We start from the raw sequence: 17,775 nt of genomic DNA, 5'->3' as shown, positions 1-17,775 counted from the left end.
GCCGCCGCGCTACGCCTGTCGGCGGGCGGCGATCGCCTCGTACACCATGCCGACGAGCAGGTCGTCGGCGTCCCGGCGGCCGAACTCGGCGGCGGCACGGGACATTTCGTACAACCGGTGCGGATCGGCCAGTACGGGCAGGACGTTGCCCTGCACCCACTGCGGCGTCAGCTCCGCGTCGTCGACGAGGAGCCCACCGCCCGCCTTGACCACCGGCTGGGCGTTGAGCCGCTGCTCGCCGTTGCCGATGGGCAGCGGGACGTACGCGGCGGGCAGCCCGACGGCGGAGAGCTCGGCGACGGTCATCGCGCCCGCGCGGCAGAGCATCATGTCGGCCGCGGCGTACGCGAGATCCATCCGGTCCACGTACGGTACCGGCACGTACGGCGGCATACCGGGCATGTTGTCGACGCGCGGCATCTCGTTCTTCGGGCCGACCGCGTGCAGGATCTGGATGCCGGAGCGCTGGAGCACCGGGGCGATCTGCTGGATGACCTCGTTGAGCCGCCGCGCGCCCTGCGAGCCGCCGGAGACCAGCAGCGTCGGCAGGTTGGGGTCGAGGCCGAAGGCGGCGCGCGCCTCGGGCCGCACCCGCGCCCGGTCGAGCGTCGCGATGGTGTACCGCAGCGGGATGCCGATGTAGCGGGCGTTCCGGAGCTTGCTGTCCGGGGTGGCGACGGCGACCCCGGCCGCGTACCGCGAACCGATCTTGTTGGCCAGGCCGGGCCGGGCGTTGGCCTCGTGGACCACGATCGGCACCCCGAGCCGCTTGGCCGCGAGATAGCCGGGCAGGGCCACGTAGCCGCCGAAGCCGACCACGCAGTCCGCCTTGGTGCGCTCCAGGACCTGCTCGGCGGCCTTGATCGTGCCGCGCAGCCGCCCGGGGACGGTGATCAGCTCGGGGGTGGGCTTGCGGGGCAGCGGTACGGCGGGAATGAGCGCCAACTCGTAGCCCCGCTCGGGCACGAGCCGGGTCTCCAGACCCTTCTCCGTGCCGAGCGCCGTGATCCCCACGCTGGGGTCCTGCCTGCGCAGGGCGTCCGCGAGGGCGAGCGCGGGCTCGATGTGGCCGGCGGTCCCCCCGCCGGCGAGTACGACATGCACCGAAATTCACCGCTCTCCGGACGGGCGCTTCTTGACGCGCCGTCGCATCGACTTCCATCTCACCCCGGCCCGCTTGCCCCAACCGGGGCGGCGCATGGCCAGGGCCGCTTTCGCGGCGGGCTCCTGTCGCGCGAAGGCGATCAGCAGTCCGACGGCGAACATGGTCGGCAGCAGGGCCGACCCTCCGTAGGAGAACAGCGGGAGGGGGACACCGGCGATCGGCAACAGGCCGAGCACCGCACCGATGTTGATCACGGCCTGCGCCGTGATCCAGGTGGTCACGCCTCCCGCGGCGAACCTCACGAAGGGGTCCTCCGTGCCTCCGGCCACGCGGATACCCGCATAGCCTAGAGCCGCGAACAGGGCGAGTACCGACAGCGTCCCCGCGAGGCCCAGTTCCTCACCGGTGACCGCGAAGATGAAGTCGGTGTGCGCCTCGGGCAGTTGGCCCCATTTCTCCACACTCGCACCGAGTCCGGATCCGAACCATCCGCCCGAGGCCAGAGCATAGATTCCGTGCGCGGCCTGGAGGCAGGGGGCTCCCTCGCCACCGGGGTCGGTCGCTCCGATGCAGTCGAAGCGCTTCATCCGGTTCGAGCTCGTCTTGATCAGCAGCACGCCGATCGCGCCGGCCACCGTGAGCACCCCGACGAACAGGCGGGTCGGCGCCCCGGCCGTCCACAGCAGGCCGAAGAGGATCGCGGCGAGGATGATCGAGGTGCCCATGTCGCCGCCGAGCATGATCAGTCCGAGCAGCATGAAGGCGCCGGGGACCAGCGGGACCAGCATGTGCTTCCACTGGGTCAGCAGCCGCATGTCGTGCTTGCGGGCGAGCAGGTCGGCCCCCCACAGGATCAGGGCCAGCTTGCCGAACTCGCTGGGCTGGAGCTGGAAGGGGCCGCCGAGGGAGATCCAGTTCTGGTTGCCGTTGACCGCGTGCCCTATCCCGGGGATCTGCACGAGCACCATCAGGAAGACCGCGCCGACCAGGATCGGGTAGGCGAGCGCCCGGTGCAGCTTCACCGGCATCCGCGAGGCGGCCAGGAGCAGTCCGGTGCCCAGGAGCGCGGCGAAGAACTGCTTCCGGAAGAAGTAGGAGGGCACCAGCTCGTAGCGGAGCGCCGTGATCATCGAGGCGGAGTAGACCATCACGAGGCCGAGCGTGGTGATGAGCATCCCGGCGCCGATGATCACGTAGTAGGCCGTCAGCGGCCGGTCCCAGGCCTTCTGCGCCCGCCGGTAGAGCTGCCCCACGCCTCCCCGGCGGGGTCGCCGCGGGGTCGCGGGGGCCCGCCCCCCGCCGCGTACGGCGGAAGGCCGGCGTGTCCCGGCGATCTTGCTCGGCATGGTCGCTGCCCCCTCCAGTCGTGCCCGGTCCGGCCGGACCCTCCCGCTGGTCAGGTCAGGCGTCCCCGGTGGCGGCGAGGGCGCGGACGGCGTCCGCGAAGGCCTCGCCCCGCTTGTTGTAGTTGGTGAACATGTCCATCGAGGCGCAGGCCGGGGCGAGGAGGACCGTGTCCCCCGGGCGGGCGAGCCGGGCCGCCTCGCGGACCGCCTCGGACATCGCCTCAGTGTCGGTCCGGTCGAGGTCCACCACCGGGACCTCCGGGGCGTGTCGCGCCAGGGCTTCGCGGATCAGCGCGCGGTCGGCGCCGATCAGGACGGCGCCGCGCAAGCGCTTCGCCGACTTCCGGACGAGCTCGTCGAAGGTGGCTCCCTTGGCGAGGCCGCCGGCGATCCAGACGATCGGGTCGTAGGCCGCCAACGAGGCTTCCGCGGCGTGGGTGTTGGTGGCCTTGGAGTCGTCGACGTACGTGACTCCCTGGACCTCCTCGACCAGTTCGATGCGGTGCGGGTCGGGGCGGAAGGCCTTGAGCCCGTCCCGTACGGCCTTGGCCTCGACGCCGAAGGCGCGGGCGAGGGCGGCCGCGGCGAGCGCGTTGGCGATGTTGTGCGGGGCCGGCGGCTGGACGTCGGCGACCTCGGCGAGTTCCTGGGCGTTCTTCTGCCGGTTCTCGACGAAGGCGCGGTCCACGAGGATGCCCTCGACGACGCCCAGTTGGGAGGGGCCTGGGGTTCCGAGGGTGAAGCCGATGGCGCGGCAGCCCTCCTCGACGTCCGCCTCGCGGACCAGGTCCTCGGTGACCTGGTCGGCGACGTTGTACACGCAGGCGACCTGGTTGCCCTCGTAGATGCGGCCCTTGTCGGCGGCGTACGCCTCCATGGTGCCGTGCCAGTCGAGGTGGTCGGGCGCCAGGTTGAGCACGGCGGCCGAGTGGGCGCGGACCGAGGGCGCCCAGTGGAGCTGGTAGCTGGAGAGCTCCACGGCGAGGACGTCGTACGTCTCCTCGCCGAGGACGGCGTCGAGGAGCGAGACCCCGATGTTGCCGACGGCGGCGGTCCGCAGACCGGCCGCCTCCAGGATCGAGGCGAGCATCCGGACCGTCGTGGTCTTGCCGTTGGTGCCGGTGACCGCGAGCCAGGGGGCCGCGTCGGGCCCCCGCAGCCGCCACGCCAGCTCGACGTCGCCCCAGACCTCGACGCCCGCCTCGGCGGCGGCCGCGAAGAGCGGCTTGTCGGGCCGCCAGCCGGGGGTGGTGACGATCAGCTCGGTGCCGGACGGCAGGGTGGCCCCGTCGCCGAGGCGGACGGTGATGCCCTCCGCCTCCAGGTCGGCGGCCTGGGCCCGGGAGCGCTCGTCGTCGCCGTCGTTGACGACGGTCACGAGCGCCCCGCGGGCGTGCAGGACGCGGGCGGCCGGGATGCCGGACACCCCTAGCCCCGCGACGGTGACCTTCTTGCCGTTCCAGTCGAGCTGTTCCGTCACTTCTCTGCTGCCCATCCCGCGTAGAAGAGGCCCAGGCCCACGATCACGCACATGCCCTGGATGATCCAGAACCGGACGACGACCAGGACCTCGGACCACCCCTTGAGTTCGAAGTGGTGCTGGAGGGGGGCCATCCGGAAGACGCGCTTGCCGGTCATCTTGAACGAGCCGACCTGGATGACCACGGACATCGTGATCAGCACGAACAGGCCGCCGAGCAGGGCCAGCAGGAGCTCCGTACGGGAGCAGATGGCGAGACCGGCGAGGGCGCCGCCGAGCGCCAGCGAGCCGGTGTCACCCATGAAGATCTTGGCCGGCGAGGTGTTCCACCAGAGGAAGCCGAAGCAGGAGCCCATCAGCGCGGAGGCGACGACGGCGAGGTCGAGCGGGTCGCGGACCTCGAAGCAGGCGTTGGGGTTGGTCAGGGTCATGGCGTTCGCACACGACTCCTGGAACTGCCAGAGCCCGATGAAGGTGTACGCGCCGAAGACCATCACCGAGGCGCCGGTGGCCAGGCCGTCCAGACCGTCCGTGAGGTTCACGCCGTTGGACATGGCCAGGATCATGAAGAGCGCCCAGACCACGAAGAGCACCGGGCCGATGGACCAGCCGAAGTCCGTGATGAAGGAGAGCCTCTCGGAGGCCGGGGTGTTGCCGCGCAGGTCCGCGAACTGCAGCGCGAGCACCGCGAAGGCGATGCCGACGATCAGCTGGCCGGCCATCTTCGCCTTGGCCCGCAGACCCAGCGACCGCTGCTTGACGATCTTGATGTAGTCGTCCAGGAAGCCGACCAGGCCCATGCCGGCCATCAGGAACAGCACCAGGACGCCCGAGTACGTCGGGTCCTCGCCGGTGATGACCTTGGCCAGGGCGTACGCGATCAGCGTGGCCAGGATGAAGGAGATGCCGCCCATGGTGGGCGTGCCCTTCTTCCCGGCGTGGCCGCGCGGGCCGTCGTCCCGGATGAACTGCCCGTACCCCTTGCGGGCAAGGAGCTTGATCAGCAGCGGCGTACCGATCAGGGTCAGGAAGAGCCCGATGGCCCCCGCGAAGAGGATCTGCCTCATCGGCCGGTGACCTCGCCCTCGGTGTCGAGCAGTGCCAGGGCGACCTGTTCGAGACCGACCGACCTGGAAGCCTTCACAAGGACGACGTCCCCCGGGCGCAGCTCACTGCGCAACAGGTCGACCGCCGCCTGCGCGTCGGACACGTGCACCGACTCCTCACCCCACGAACCCTCGTTATATGCGCCCAGTTGCAGCCAGGACGCTTCCCTGTCCCCGACCGCGACGAGCTTGCTGACGTTGAGCCGGACGGCGAGCCGTCCGACCGCGTCGTGCTCGACGAGCGATGCGTCACCGAGCTCGGCCATCTTGCCGAGCACCGCCCACGTGCGAGCCCCTCGGGCCTGTGCGGCCCGGCCCATGGCCGCGAGCGCGCGCAGGGCGGCTCGCATGGACTCGGGGTTCGCGTTGTAGGCGTCGTTGACGACCGTCACGCCGTCCGGACGCTCGGTGACCTCCATGCGCCAGCGCGACAGGGTTCCCGCTTCGGAGAGCGCGGTGGCGATCTCTTCGACGGGCATGCCCAGCTCGTGCGCGACGGCGGCCGCTGCGAGCGCGTTCGACACGTGGTGCTCACCGTACAGGCGCAAGGTCACGTCGCTGCACCCGGTGGGTGTGTGAAGACGGAAAGAAGGCTGTCCGGACTCTGTGAGGTGGACGTTCTCGGCACGTACGGCCGCTTCGTCCGCTTCGCCGAAGAGGGTCACGCGGGCCTTGGTGCGGCTCGCCATCGCGCGGACGAGGGGGTCGTCGGCGTTGAGGACGGCGACACCGCCCTCCTCGGCGGACGGCAGGGCCTCGACGAGCTCGCCCTTGGCCTCGGCGATCTGCTCCCGGCCGCCGAACTCGCCGATGTGGGCGGTGCCGACGTTGAGGACGAGGCCGATGCGGGGCGGGGTGAGGCCGGTGAGGTACCGGATGTGCCCGATGCCGCGGGCGCCCATCTCCAGGACGAGGTGCCGGGTCTCGTCGGTCGCGCGGAGCGCCGTGAGCGGCAGGCCGATCTCGTTGTTGAGTGAGCCGGGCGTCCAGACGGTGGGCGCGTGGCGGTCGAGGACCTGGGCGATCAGGTCCTTGGTGGACGTCTTGCCGGCCGAGCCGGTGAGGGCGACGACATCGGCGCCGAGGCGTTCCACGACCGTGCGGGCGAGGGTTCCCAGCGCGGCCTGGACGTCGTCGACGACGATGGCGGGGACGCCGACGGGCCGGGCGGCGAGCACGGCCGCCGCACCCGCCTCGACGGCGCGCTCGGCGTAGTCGTGGCCGTCGACGTGCTCGCCGGCGAACGCCACGAAGAGGCTGCCGGCCCGCACTTCACGGGAGTCGATGACGACGGGACCGGTGATCCGGGCGTCCGGATCCGGTATGTCGTGCGCCTGCCCGCCGACGATTGCGGCGACCTCGGCGAGGGAGAGGGCGATCACTGCTTCATCCCTGACTGTTCTGGTGGCTGGCTTCGTCGCCGTCGTCCGCCGGGGCGGCCTTGGCGTTCTGTTCGAGGATCGCCGCCCGCAGGACCTCGCGGTCGTCGAAGGGGCGGACCACCCCGGCGGTCTCCTGGCCCTGCTCGTGGCCCTTGCCGGCGACCAGGACGGTGTCGCCCGGCCGTGCGCGGGCGACGGCCGCGGCGATGGCGGCGGCGCGGTCGGCGAGGACGAGCACCTCGCCGCGTTCCTCCGCGGGCACCTCCGCGGCGCCCGCGAGCATGGCGGCGAGGATCCGGAGCGGGTCCTCGGAGCGGGGGTTGTCGGAGGTCAGGACGGCGGTGTCGGCGAGCCGGGCGGCCGCGGCGCCCATCGGGCCGCGTTTGGTGGTGTCCCGGTCGCCGCCGCAGCCGATGACCACGTGCAGCGTGCCCTCGGTGACCTCGCGCAGCGAGCGCAGGACGGATTCGACGGCGTCCGTCTTGTGCGCGTAGTCGACGACGGCGAGGTACGGCTGGCCGGCGTCGACGCGCTCCAGGCGGCCCGGTACGCCGGGGACGGCGGCGATGCCGTCGGCGGCGTCCTTCGGGTCGAGGCCCGCGGCGGCGAGGGTGGCGATCGCGGCGAGGGTGTTCGCGACGTTGAACGGGCCGGGCAGCGGGGCGGTGGCGGGGATCCGCCGGCCGTCCGGGCCGACGGCGGTGAACGTCGAGTCGTGGGAGCCGAGGACCAGGTCCTCGGCGCGCCAGTCGGCGTCGGCGAGGCCGTCGGCGGAGAAGGTGACGACCGGGACGGTGGCCTCCTTGGCCAGCCTGCGGCCGTACTCGTCGTCGAGGTTGACCACGCCGAGGCGGCTCCGCTCGGGCGTGAAGAGCCCGGCCTTCGCCTGGAAGTAGTCCTCCATGTCGGAGTGGAACTCCATGTGCTCCGGGCTGAGGTTGTTGAAGACGGCGACGTCGAAGACGCAGCCGTCGACCCGGCCGAGCACGAGGGCGTGGCTGGAGACCTCCATGGCGACGGCCTCGACGCCCCGCTCGCGCATGACGGCGAAGAGCGCCTGGAGGTCGGTGGCCTCGGGGGTGGTCCGCTCCGACTTGATGCGCTCGTCGCCGATGCGCATCTCGACGGTGCCGACGAGGCCGGTCCTGCGGCCGGCGCCCCGCAGGCCGCCTTCGACGAGGTAGGCGGTGGTGGTCTTGCCGGAGGTGCCGGTGATGCCGATCTGGAGGAGGGCGGCGCCGGGCCGCCCGTAGATCTCGGCGGCGAGTTCGCCCATCCGGCCGCGCGGGTCCTCGACGACCAGGACCGGGAGGCCGGTCGCGGCGGCGCGTTCGGCACCGGCCGGGTCGGTGAGGATCGCGGCGGCGCCGAGTCCGGCGGCCTGGGCGACGAAGTCGGCGCCGTGCAGCCGGGCGCCGGGCAGGGCCGCGTACACGTCGCCGGGGCGCACCGCCCGCGAGTCGTGGGTGATGCCCGAGATCTCGGCGGCCCCGGGGGCGTCGACCCCCAGGTGTGCGGCCAGGTCGCCCAGGGGTGTCGGGCGGGCCTGCTCCGGACGGGGCGGGGCGTTTCGGTACTGATCAGCGTGTGGCACGGCGGTGAGCGTACCGGGCGCACCCTGTACGGGGCCAAAAGAGCCCGGGGCGTCGCCGGAGTTCGATTTCCGGTTCCCGGAATGGGGGGTGATGGTTGTCACTGGTGCTCCCGGAGTGTCACGGGGTGGGGACGTAGTCGACCGGCAGTCGGGCGGGGGCGCTGCCCGTGGGGGCGACGTGGAGGGTCTTGAGGGCGAACTCCATGACCTTCTTGTAGATGGGTCCGCAGATCTGGCCGCCGAAGTAGTTCCCCTTGGTCGGGTTCTGGATGGCGCAGTAGACGGTGACCTGCGGGTCGTCGGCCGGGGCGAAGCCGGCGAAGGAGGCGGTGTACCCCTTGTAGCGGCCGAGTTCGGGGTCGACGCGGTTGGCGGTGCCGGTCTTGCCCGCGACCCGGTAGCCGGGGATCGCGGCCTTGGTGCCGGTGCCCTCCCGGTCGTCGACGACGGACTCCAGCATCTTGGCGAGGGTGTCGGCGGTCTTCTCGCTGACGACCCGGGTCTCCTCGGGCGCGGGGGCCGGGGTGAAGCGCCCGTCGGGGCCCTTGGTGCCGCGGACGAGGCTCGGCTCGACGCGTACGCCCTTGTTGGCGATGGTCGAGTACACGGAGGCGGCCTGCATGGCGTTCACGGAGAGGCCCTGGCCGAAGGGGATCGTGTACTGCTGCGAGGTGGACCAGTCCTCGGGCTTGGCGAGGATGCCGGCGGTCTCGCCCGGGTAGTCGAGGCCGGTGGGGCCGCCGATGCCGAACTTGCGCAGGTACGAGTGGAGGACCCGGTTGGACTCGGGCTGGGTGGCGCCGAGCTGGCCGGTGGCGAGGATGGTGCCGATGTTGCTGGACTTGGCGAGGACGCCGTTGAGGGTCAGGTACCAGGTCTTGTGGTCGACGTCGTCCTTGAAGAGCCGGTCGCCGCGGTGGAGCCGGTTGGGGACGATGACGTGGGTGCCGGGGGCCGCCTTGCCCTCCTCCAGGACTGCGGCCATGGACATGACCTTGCTGGTGGAGCCGGGCTCGTAGGCGTCCTGGAGGGCGGCGTTGCCCATGGAGGCCGAGTTGGCGGCGGAGAGGTCGTTGGGGTCGAAGCCGGGGGCGTTGGCCATCGCGAGGACCTCGCCGGTCCTGGTGTTCTGCACGATGACGTAGCCGCGGTCGGCCTTGGACTTCTTCACCTGGTCGGTGATGGCCTTCTGGGCGGCCCACTGGATGTCCCGGTCGATGGTGAGCTCGATGTCGGAGCCGGGGACGGCGGGGGTGCCCTGGGAGCCGGCGGTCGGCACCTGGCGGCCGCCGGACTGGGTGAAGCGGATCGTGCCGTCCTTGCCGGCCAGCTCGGGGTCGAGCATCGACTCGATGCCGCCGGCGCCCCGGCCCTCGGCGTTGACGAAGCCCAGTATCCCGGCGGCGAGTTCGCCGTTCGGGTACACGCGCTTGGTGCTGGGCTCGCTGAGGACGCCGCCGAGGAGGTTGACGCCGTTGCCGCCTGCGGAGCGCTGCGCCTTCTGCCCGTAGACCCGCTTGAGGTCCTTGATCTGGTTCCAGACCTGCGGGGTCTGCTTGCGGGCGAGCAGGGTGTAGCGGGACTTGGGGGTGCGGAGCTTCTTGACGAGTTCGGCGGGCTCCTTGCCCAGGAGGGGCGCCAGGAGGGCGGCGGCCTGCTCGGGGGCGTCGGTGACCTTGGACTCCTCGGGGGTGAAGAGCTTGGGGTCCGCGGTGATGTCGTACGCGTCGACGCTGGCGGCGAGCGCGATGCCGTTGCGGTCGGTGATCTCGCCCCGCTCGGCGGAGAGCGTGTACTCCTGGAAGCGGTACTTGTCGGCCTTGGCCGCGTACGCGCTGGCGTCGACCGCCTGGACCTGGAGCAGCCGCACCACGAAGGCGATCATGACGAGGGTCAGGCCGAGGGAGACCAGGCGCAGCCGGGGCTTCGGGCTGCCGAGCCTGATGGTGCGGGGCTGCCGGGCCGGCGGCCGGGGCGCGGTGCGCTTCGCGGCCGGGCGCGGGGCGGGGCGGGGGGGCCGGGCTCCGGCGGAGGCGGGCCGGGGGCGGGCGGGCCGTGCAGGTCCGGGGACGCGCCGGCGCGGGGGCTCCTTGGGGGGCACTGCTCGGTCACCTGCCGGAGGTCGTCGGGGTGGGGTCCTGAAGCTCTGGTGCCTGTGTCGTCCGTGCCCGCCCGTTCCCGGCGGGGCCCGCACCGGTGGGGCTTCCGCCGGTGGATTCGGTGCCGGTCGGAGTCACGCCGGTGTCCGCCCGCGCGGTTCCCGCGTTCGCCCGGTCGGTTGCGGTGCCCTCGGGGGCTCCGGAGGTACGGGGGCCGGTGGTGGCGCCGGTACGGGTGGCGGCCGTGTTGGCCGGGGCGACCGAGTTCGTGGGGGTGACCGTGCTCGTGGGGACGGCCGTGTTCGGCGGCGGCTTCGGGGTGCCGGTCGGCTTCGGCGTGGGTTTCGGGGTGGGGCTGGGCTTCGGGGAGACGGCGACGGAGGGCTCGCCGAGGACCTTGCCGTCGGGGCCGAGGAAGGCGGGGCTGCCGCCCGGGACCATGCCGAGCTCGCGGGCCCGGCGCTCCAGCGCGTCGGGGGCCGCGTAGTCGTCCACGTCCCGCTGGAGGGCCTGCTGCTCGTCGGTCAGCTCGGTGGTCTTGTTCTTGAGCTCGTTCAGCTGGAAGGAGCCCTGGTTGAGGGCCGAGTTCAGCAGGAGCAGGGAGATGAGTCCGCCGCCGAGCAGGACGACGACGAGCAGGACGAAGGGGGTGCGGGCGGCCGAGCTCGGCCCCGACGGCATGAGCCGTCCGAGCCGCGCGGCCCGCCCTTTGAGCGGCCCCTTCGCCGTGCTCACAGCACGTCCTCCCGGATGCGCTCGACACCCCGGAGCCGGGCCGGGGCGGCGCGCCGGTTCTCGGCGACCTCCTCCTCGGTGGGCAGCTCGGCGCCCCGGGTGAGCAGCTTCAGGCGGGGCTGGTACTTCTCCGGGACGATCGGCAGGCCGGGCGGGGCGGTGGTCGCCGCGCCGGCCGCGAAGACGCCCTTGACGATCCGGTCCTCCAGGGACTGGTACGAGAGGACGGCGACCCGGCCGCCGACGGCGAGGGCCTTCACGGCCGCCGGGATCGCGTTCTCGACGGCCTCGAGTTCGCGGTTGACCTCGATGCGCAGAGCCTGGAAGGTCCGCTTGGCCGGGTTGCCGCCGGTGCGCTTCGCCGCCTGGGGCAGGGAGTCGCGGATGAGCTCGACGAGCCGGGCGCTGTTGGTGAAGGGCTCCTTCTCGCGCTCGCGCACGATGGCGGAGACGATCCGCTTGGCCTGCTTCTCCTCGCCGTACGCGCGCAGGATGCGGACCAGCTCGCCGGCCGGGTAGGTGTTGAGGACCTCGGCCGCGCTGATGCCGGTCGTCTGGTCCATGCGCATGTCGAGCGGCGCGTCCTGGGCGTAGGCGAAGCCGCGGTCGGCCTCGTCCAGCTGCATGGAGGAGACGCCGAGGTCGAAGAGGACGCCGTCGACCTTCGGGATGCCGAGCCGGTCGAGGACCTCGGGCAGTTCGTCGTACACGGCGTGGACCAGGGTGGCCCGCTCGCCGTACGGGGCGAGCCGCTCGCCGGAGAGCCGCAGGGCCTCCTTGTCGCGGTCGAGGGCGACGAGTCGCACCTCGGGGAACCGCTTGAGCAGGGCCTCGCTGTGGCCGCCGAGGCCCAGGGTGCAGTCGACGACGACCGCGCCGGGGCGCTCCAGTGCGGGGGCCAACATGTCCAGGCACCGCTGGAGCATCACCGGGACGTGTCGGTCGTTGCTCAATGCGCCCTCTCAGAACCGGCGCGGAGGCACGTACCGCGGGAGGAGGCCGAGCCGTAGGTACCGCCGCGCACACGGGGGAGAAACCGCGGGAACCGCTCGATGTCTCCGTTAACTCCGCGTCACTTTAGTCCACCGGACGCGCCGGTCAATCAACCGGCTGGCGCGTCGCACGACACCGGCGGGTCGGCCGGACATTCCGGACGCCTCACTCGTCCGGGTCCATGATCCCGGCCCTGTGGATTAGCTCACAACAAGACTCGATGGCGTTCTTTGTCCCCTCTCACAGCAGGCTCGGACGGCCTGTGCCCTTTAACGTCGGAACCATGTCGACCTCCACGCACCCCTCTGCCGACGCCATACGCACCGGCGCCTCGGTCACCGACCGTCTCGTCGAGGCCAACGGGAACTACGCCGCCGGCTTCACCGACCCCGGCATGGACGCGCGCCCCGTGCTCCGCGTCGCCGTCGTCGCCTGCATGGACGCCCGTCTCGACCTGCACGCGGCCCTCGGACTCCAGCTCGGCGACTGCCACACCATCCGCAACGCGGGCGGAGTGGTCACCGACGACGTGATCCGGTCCCTCACCATCAGCCAGCGCGCCCTCGGCACCCGCAGCGTGATGCTGGTGCACCACACGGGCTGCGGCCTCGAGTCGCTCACCGAGGACTTCCGGCACGAGCTGGAGGACGAGGTCGGCCAGCGCCCCGCGTGGGCGGTCGAGGCCTTCCGCGACGTGGACCAGGACGTCCGCCAGTCGATGCAGCGGGTGCGGACCTCCCCCTTCCTGCTGCACTCCGACGACGTCAGGGGCTTCGTCTTCGACGTGACGACGGGCCTGCTGCGCGAGATCGACCCGGCGTAAACGCCCAAAACCCGGCATTCCCCCCGCACTTGTCCGCGGGCAAGTGACACGACCCGGCCACGCCAACAAGAATGCCCGGGTGGACACCCCCCGAACATCCCGCGGGGGCAGGTGTCCGTGTTCCGGAAGGCCGAGGAGGGCCGGGTGACGACCTATGACGATCGAGCGAGCCTCACTGATCTGACCACCACCGCGGAGCGAGTCCGCAGGTCGGTGGAGAGCGTGATCGAGGGCAAGCCCGAGGTCGTACGGCTTTCGCTGACCGTGCTGCTCGCCGAGGGACATCTCCTCATCGAAGATGTCCCCGGCGTCGGCAAGACCATGCTGGCCAAGACGCTGGCCCGGTCCATCGACTGCTCGGTGCGCCGCATCCAGTTCACCCCCGACCTGCTGCCCTCGGACGTCACGGGCGTGTCGATCTTCGACCAGCAGCGCCGGGAGTTCGAGTTCAAGCCCGGCGCGATCTTCGCCCAGATCGTGATCGGCGACGAGATCAACCGCGCCTCGCCGAAGACCCAGTCCGCGCTCCTCGAGTCCATGGAGGAGCGCCAGGTCACCGTCGACGGCCAGACCTACGAGCTGCCCAGCCCGTTCATGGTCGTCGCCACCCAGAACCCGGTCGAGATGGAGGGCACCTACCCGCTGCCCGAGGCCCAGCGCGACCGCTTCATGGCCAAGGTCTCCATCGGCTACCCGAGCGCCGAGGCCGAGCTCCAGATGCTCGACGTGCACGGCGCGGTCTCCCCGCTGGACGACCTCCAACCGGTCGCCCACGCCCACGACGTGATGAAGCTGATCGAGGCGGTCCGCGCGGTCCACGTCGCCGACGCCGTACGCCGGTACGCGGTCGACCTCGTCGCCGCCACCCGCACCCACCCCGACCTGCGGCTCGGCGCCTCCCCCCGGGCCACGCTCCACCTGCTGCGGGCCGCCAAGGCCTCCGCCGCGCTCAGCGGCCGCGAGTACGTCCTGCCCGACGACCTCCAGGCCCTCGCCGCGCCCGTCCTCGCCCACCGGCTGCTGCCCACGGCGCAGGCCCAGCTGAACCGGCGCACCGCCGAGCAGGTCGTCCAGGACATCCTCCAGCGCACCCCCGTCCCGGCCGCGGCCCCGCCCGCCGGACCGCTCTACGGCCAGCAGCAGCCCGGCGCCCGGCGGCTGTGATGACGACCGCTGCCGGACCGGACGGACAGCGGGAGGACGACGACCGGGGCGGCCTGCGGGCCGCCCTGGGCGGTCTCACCACCCGCGGCCGCTCCTTCCTCGCCGCCGGCGTGGCCGCCGCCGTCTGCGCGTACGTCCTCGGCCAGGCCGACCTGCTGCGCGTCGGACTGCTGCTCGCCACCCTGCCGCTGATCTGCGTCCTCGTACTGCACCGCACCCGCTACCGGGTCGCGGCCTCCCGCCGCCTCGACCCCCAGCGGGTCGAGGCGGGCACCGAGGCCCGCGTCCAGCTGCGCGTGGAGAACGTCTCCAAGCTCCCCACCGGGCTGCTCATGCTCCAGGACCACGTGCCGTACATGCTGGGCCCCCGCCCCCGCTTCGTCCTCGACCGCGTCGAGGCCGGCGGACGGCGCGAGGTGTCCTACCGGGTCCGCTCCGACCTGCGCGGCCGCTTCCCGCTCGGCCCGCTCCAGCTGCGGCTCAACGACCCCTTCGGCATGTGCGAGCTGACCCGCTCCTTCAGCGCCTACGACACCCTCACCGTCGTCCCGCGGACCGTGCCCCTGCCGCCGGTGAAGCTCACCGGCGAGGCCGCGGGACACGGCGACGGACAGCAGCGCTCCCTCGCGCTCGCCGGCGACGACGACGTCATCCCCCGCGCCTACCGGCACGGCGACGACCTGCGCCGCGTGCACTGGCGCTCCACCGCCCGCTACGGCGAACTGATGGTCCGCCGCGAGGAACAGCCGCAGCGGGCCCGCTGCACCGTCCTCCTCGACACCCGCCGGATCGCCTACCAGGGCTCGGGCCCCGACTCCGCCTTCGAATGGGCCGTCTCCGGCGCCGCCTCCGCCCTCGTCCACATGCTGGCGCGCGGCTACGCCGTCCGGCTGCTCACCGACACCGGCAGCGCCGTGCCCGGCGAGGGCTCCGAGGGCTTCGCCGGCACCGCACAGGACTCGGCCGACTCCGCCGGACTCCTGATGGACACCCTCGCCGTCGTCGACCACTCCGAGGGCGGCGGGCTCTCCCGCGCCTCCGACGTGCTGCGCGGCGGGAACGAAGGGCTGCTCATCGCCTTCGTCGGCGACCTCGACGAGGAACAGGCCGCCCTCACCGCCCGGATGCGCGGGCGCAGCGGCGGCGCCGTCGCCTTCGTCCTCGACTCCGGCACCTGGCTCACCGGCGGCGCCGTCTCCGGCGCGGTCGAGGACCGGGTGCAGCAGTTGAGGGACGCGGGCTGGACGGCACTCGCCGTACCGGCCGGGGCCCGGCTCGCCGATCTGTGGCAGCAGGCTGCCGGAGCACGCGCGGAATCCGCCGCGGACACCTACGGAGGCTGGTCATGAGCGGCCGCGCACGGCTGACCCTCGCCGCCTGGGGCGCCACCCTGATGGCGTCCGGGGCGCTGCTCCCCCTGGTGAAGCCGGCGACCTGGATCTTCACCGCCGCCTTCCTCCTCGCGCTGGTCAGCGGGGTCGGCACACTGGCCCGGCGGGTACCGCTGGCCCGGTCGCTGACCCTCCTCGCCCAGATCGCCGTCACGCTCCTCGCGCTGACCGTGATCTTCGCGCGGGAGCAGGCGGTCCTCTGGCTGATCCCCGGCCCGCGGGCCCTCGCGCACGCCGCCGAGCTGTTCCGGGCGGGCGCCGAGGACGTCGGTCGGTACGCGATCCCCGCACCGGACACCGAGGGCATCAGGCTCATGCTGGTCGGCGGCGTCGTCGCGATCGGACTCCTGGTGGACTGCCTCGCCGTCACCTACCGCAAGGCGGCCCCGGCCGGCCTGCCGCTGCTCGCCCTCTACTCGGTGGCCGCCGGACTCTCCGGCGGCGGCGCGGGCTGGCTGTGGTTCCTCCTCGCCGCCTCCGGATACCTCCTGCTGCTCCTCGCCGAGGGCCGCGACCGGCTCTCCCAGTGGGGACGGGTCTTCGGCGGAGCCCAGCGCTCCGGCCGCCCCGGCTCCACCGTCGCCGGCGGCCCCGCCATCGCCCCGGCCCGCACCGGACGCCGGATCGGCGCCGTCGCCATGGGCATCGCGCTCGTGGTGCCGCTCGCACTGCCCGGCTTCAGCGGCGGGCTGTTCGGCAGCGGCGACGGCGAGGGCGGCGCGGGCACCGGCCAGGGCGGCACGATCTCGGCCGTGAACCCGCTGGTCTCCCTCCAGGACAACCTGCGCCAGCCCGAGGACCGGGAGGTCCTGCGCTACCGCACCAACTCCCGCAACACCAGTGACCTGTACCTGCGGCTCGTCGCCCTCGACCAGTTCGACGGCACCTCGTGGAAGTCCTCGGTCCGCCCGATCGAAGCCGTGCCCAAGCAGCTGCCCTGGCCGCAGGGACTCTCCCAGAGAGTCCAGATCACCGAGGTGACCAGCAACTTCGTCGCCTCCGACGCGTACCAGCAGAAGTGGCTGCCGATGCCGTACCCGGCCGGCCGGGTCGACATCGACGGACGCTGGCGGTACGAACCGGCCGGGCGGATGCTCATCGGCGACGACAAGCAGACCACCGCGGGCGCCCGCTACCAGGTCGCCAGCCTCGACATCCGGCCGACGGCCGCCCAGCTGTCCACCGCGGGACCCGCGCCCGAGAAGCTCCGCCGCGAGTACACCAAGGTGCCCGACTCGCTCCCCGCCGACGTGCGGGCGACGGCCCTGACGGTCACCAAGGGCGCCGGCAACGACTACGAGCGCGCCGTACGGCTCCAGGACTGGTTCGCCCGCGACGGCGGCTTCCGCTACGACGTCGACGTCGAGTCCGGCACCGGCGTCCAGGCGATCTCCCGCTTCCTGAAGGACAAGCAGGGCTTCTGCGTCCACTTCTCCTTCTCGATGGCGGCGATGGCCCGCTCGCTCGGCATCCCCGCCCGGGTCGCCGTCGGCTTCACCCCCGGCACCACCCAGACCGACGGCTCCGTCTCCGTCGGCATCCGGGACGCGCACGCCTGGCCCGAGCTGTACTTCGAGGGCGCGGGCTGGACCCGGTTCGAGCCGACGCCCGCGCGCGGCTCCACCCCCACCTACACCCGGGAGACCACGCCCTCCGGCACGGCCACCGGACCCGCGCAGCCCCAGCAGAGCGCCTCGGCCCAGCCGTCCGCCGCGCCCAGCGCCTCGGAGAACTGCACCCCGCAGCTGCGCCGGCTCGGCGACTGCGGTCCCGACGCGGCCGCCGGCGGTGCCTCCTCCGACGGTTCGGGACCGGCGCCGATGACCGTCGTCCTCGTCTCCCTCGCGGTACTCGCCGCCCTCGTCCTGCCGCTCGTCCCCCTGCTCTGGCGGACCCGGATGCGGGCCCGCCGCCTCGGATCCGACGGCGGCCGCGGCCCCGCGGAGACGGCCGCGCGCACGCTCGCCGTCTGGCAGGAGATCAACGACACCGCCTGGGACTACGGGGTCGAGCCCGACGAATCCCGGACGCCGCGGAACACGGCGGCCCGGCTCGTCCGCCTCGGCGAGCTGCACGGCGAGTCCGCGGAGGCGGTGCACCGGGTCGCCCACGCCGTCGAAGAGGTCCTCTACTCCCCTCGTCCGACGCCGGCCTCCGGTCTCGCGGAGGACGCGGGGCTCGTCCGTGCGGGGTTCCACGCCGCGGCGGACCGGTCGGCTCGGCTCCGGGCGCTGCTCGCGCCGCGCTCCGCGGTACGGCTCCGCCGCGCCCTCGCGGCCCGCTGGACCTCCACCGTCACCTCCCTCACCCCCCGCCTCCCCACCCGCAACCCCACCTGACCCCCGGGCGCGCCCCGGACCCACTCACCCCCCGGGCGCGGCCCGCCTCGTGCAGGCCGCGCCCACCGCCGTACGGGCACGCCCTCTGGCCTGGCCACCGCCGTGTGGGCCCGCGCACCGGCCGCCGGCCCACCGCCGTGTGGGCCGCGCCCGCCGCCCTGGCCCACCTCCGTGTGGCCACGCACCCGCGCGCCCACCCCGTCACTGCCTCCGTGTGG

13 protein-coding genes are annotated in these 17,775 nt (G+C 72.9%); 4 read left to right on the top strand and 9 right to left on the bottom strand.

Translation table 11 applies throughout. From position 1 onward, the window contains the following. Positions 1–9: 9 nt before the first annotated feature. Genes murG through rsmH form a run of 9 tightly spaced genes read right to left on the bottom strand, consistent with a single transcriptional unit; the run spans position 10 to position 11,800 of the window. On the bottom strand, positions 10–1,104 hold the full coding sequence (gene murG / locus ACIQFX_RS13670) for an undecaprenyldiphospho-muramoylpentapeptide beta-N-acetylglucosaminyltransferase (RefSeq protein WP_366039522.1): 1,095 nt from the start codon (positions 1,102–1,104) through the stop codon (positions 10–12). A 6-nt stretch (positions 1,105–1,110) separates the two neighbouring features. Continuing rightward, the gene (gene ftsW, locus ACIQFX_RS13665) at positions 1,111–2,451 is read right to left on the bottom strand and encodes a putative lipid II flippase FtsW (RefSeq protein WP_402462062.1); all 1,341 of its coding nucleotides are present in this window, start codon (positions 2,449–2,451) and stop codon (positions 1,111–1,113) included. A 55-nt stretch (positions 2,452–2,506) separates the two neighbouring features. After that, positions 2,507–3,946, bottom strand: coding sequence for a UDP-N-acetylmuramoyl-L-alanine--D-glutamate ligase (gene murD, locus ACIQFX_RS13660; RefSeq protein WP_402462060.1), 1,440 nt, complete (start codon positions 3,944–3,946; stop codon positions 2,507–2,509). After that, positions 3,928–4,998 carry a phospho-N-acetylmuramoyl-pentapeptide-transferase gene (mraY, locus tag ACIQFX_RS13655; protein ID WP_402462057.1) on the bottom strand — a complete coding sequence of 357 codons (1,071 nt, stop codon included), beginning with the start codon at positions 4,996–4,998 and terminating at the stop codon, positions 3,928–3,930. Before mraY ends, murD begins: the two co-directional genes overlap by 19 nt. Then, positions 4,995–6,419: a UDP-N-acetylmuramoyl-tripeptide--D-alanyl-D-alanine ligase gene (gene murF, locus ACIQFX_RS13650; RefSeq protein WP_402462054.1), complete on the bottom strand. Its 1,425-nt coding sequence runs from the start codon at positions 6,417–6,419 to the stop codon at positions 4,995–4,997. Before murF ends, mraY begins: the two co-directional genes overlap by 4 nt. Before the next feature lie 4 nt (positions 6,420–6,423). Continuing rightward, positions 6,424–8,115, bottom strand: a complete 1,692-nt coding sequence (locus tag ACIQFX_RS13645; RefSeq protein ID WP_402462051.1) for a UDP-N-acetylmuramoyl-L-alanyl-D-glutamate--2,6-diaminopimelate ligase — start codon at positions 8,113–8,115, stop codon at positions 6,424–6,426. A 16-nt stretch (positions 8,116–8,131) separates the two neighbouring features. Continuing rightward, a complete protein-coding gene (locus ACIQFX_RS13640) occupies positions 8,132–10,114 on the bottom strand; it encodes a peptidoglycan D,D-transpeptidase FtsI family protein (RefSeq protein ID WP_402462048.1) in 1,983 nt (660 codons plus the stop codon). A 7-nt stretch (positions 10,115–10,121) separates the two neighbouring features. After that, positions 10,122–10,847 carry a septum formation initiator family protein gene (locus tag ACIQFX_RS13635; RefSeq protein ID WP_402462046.1) on the bottom strand — a complete coding sequence of 242 codons (726 nt, stop codon included), beginning with the start codon at positions 10,845–10,847 and terminating at the stop codon, positions 10,122–10,124. Further along, positions 10,844–11,800: a 16S rRNA (cytosine(1402)-N(4))-methyltransferase RsmH gene (gene rsmH, locus ACIQFX_RS13630; protein WP_402462043.1), complete on the bottom strand. Its 957-nt coding sequence runs from the start codon at positions 11,798–11,800 to the stop codon at positions 10,844–10,846. Before rsmH ends, ACIQFX_RS13635 begins: the two co-directional genes overlap by 4 nt. Before the next feature lie 323 nt (positions 11,801–12,123). Between rsmH and ACIQFX_RS13625 the strand changes: the two genes are divergently transcribed. The 4 genes from ACIQFX_RS13625 to ACIQFX_RS13610 all read left to right on the top strand — a co-directional run bounded on the left by ACIQFX_RS13625 (position 12,124) and on the right by ACIQFX_RS13610 (position 17,557). Then, positions 12,124–12,663: a beta-class carbonic anhydrase gene (locus ACIQFX_RS13625; RefSeq protein ID WP_402462040.1), complete on the top strand. Its 540-nt coding sequence runs from the start codon at positions 12,124–12,126 to the stop codon at positions 12,661–12,663. 144 nt (positions 12,664–12,807) lie between these two features. Then, the gene (locus ACIQFX_RS13620) at positions 12,808–13,827 is read left to right on the top strand and encodes an AAA family ATPase (protein ID WP_376481591.1); all 1,020 of its coding nucleotides are present in this window, start codon (positions 12,808–12,810) and stop codon (positions 13,825–13,827) included. Beyond that, positions 13,827–15,176, top strand: coding sequence for a DUF58 domain-containing protein (locus ACIQFX_RS13615; RefSeq protein ID WP_402462037.1), 1,350 nt, complete (start codon positions 13,827–13,829; stop codon positions 15,174–15,176). The genes ACIQFX_RS13620 and ACIQFX_RS13615 overlap by 1 nt, the downstream gene beginning before the upstream one ends. Next, entirely contained in the window at positions 15,173–17,557 is a 2,385-nt protein-coding gene (locus tag ACIQFX_RS13610) for a DUF3488 and DUF4129 domain-containing transglutaminase family protein (RefSeq protein WP_402462035.1), read from the top strand. Before ACIQFX_RS13615 ends, ACIQFX_RS13610 begins: the two co-directional genes overlap by 4 nt. Positions 17,558–17,775 lie beyond the last annotated feature (218 nt).

Source organism: Streptomyces sp. NPDC093089 (assembly GCF_044754405.1).
In the GTDB taxonomy this organism is placed as follows: domain Bacteria; phylum Actinomycetota; class Actinomycetes; order Streptomycetales; family Streptomycetaceae; genus Streptomyces.
This window is presented reverse-complemented; position numbering and strand designations above follow the sequence as displayed.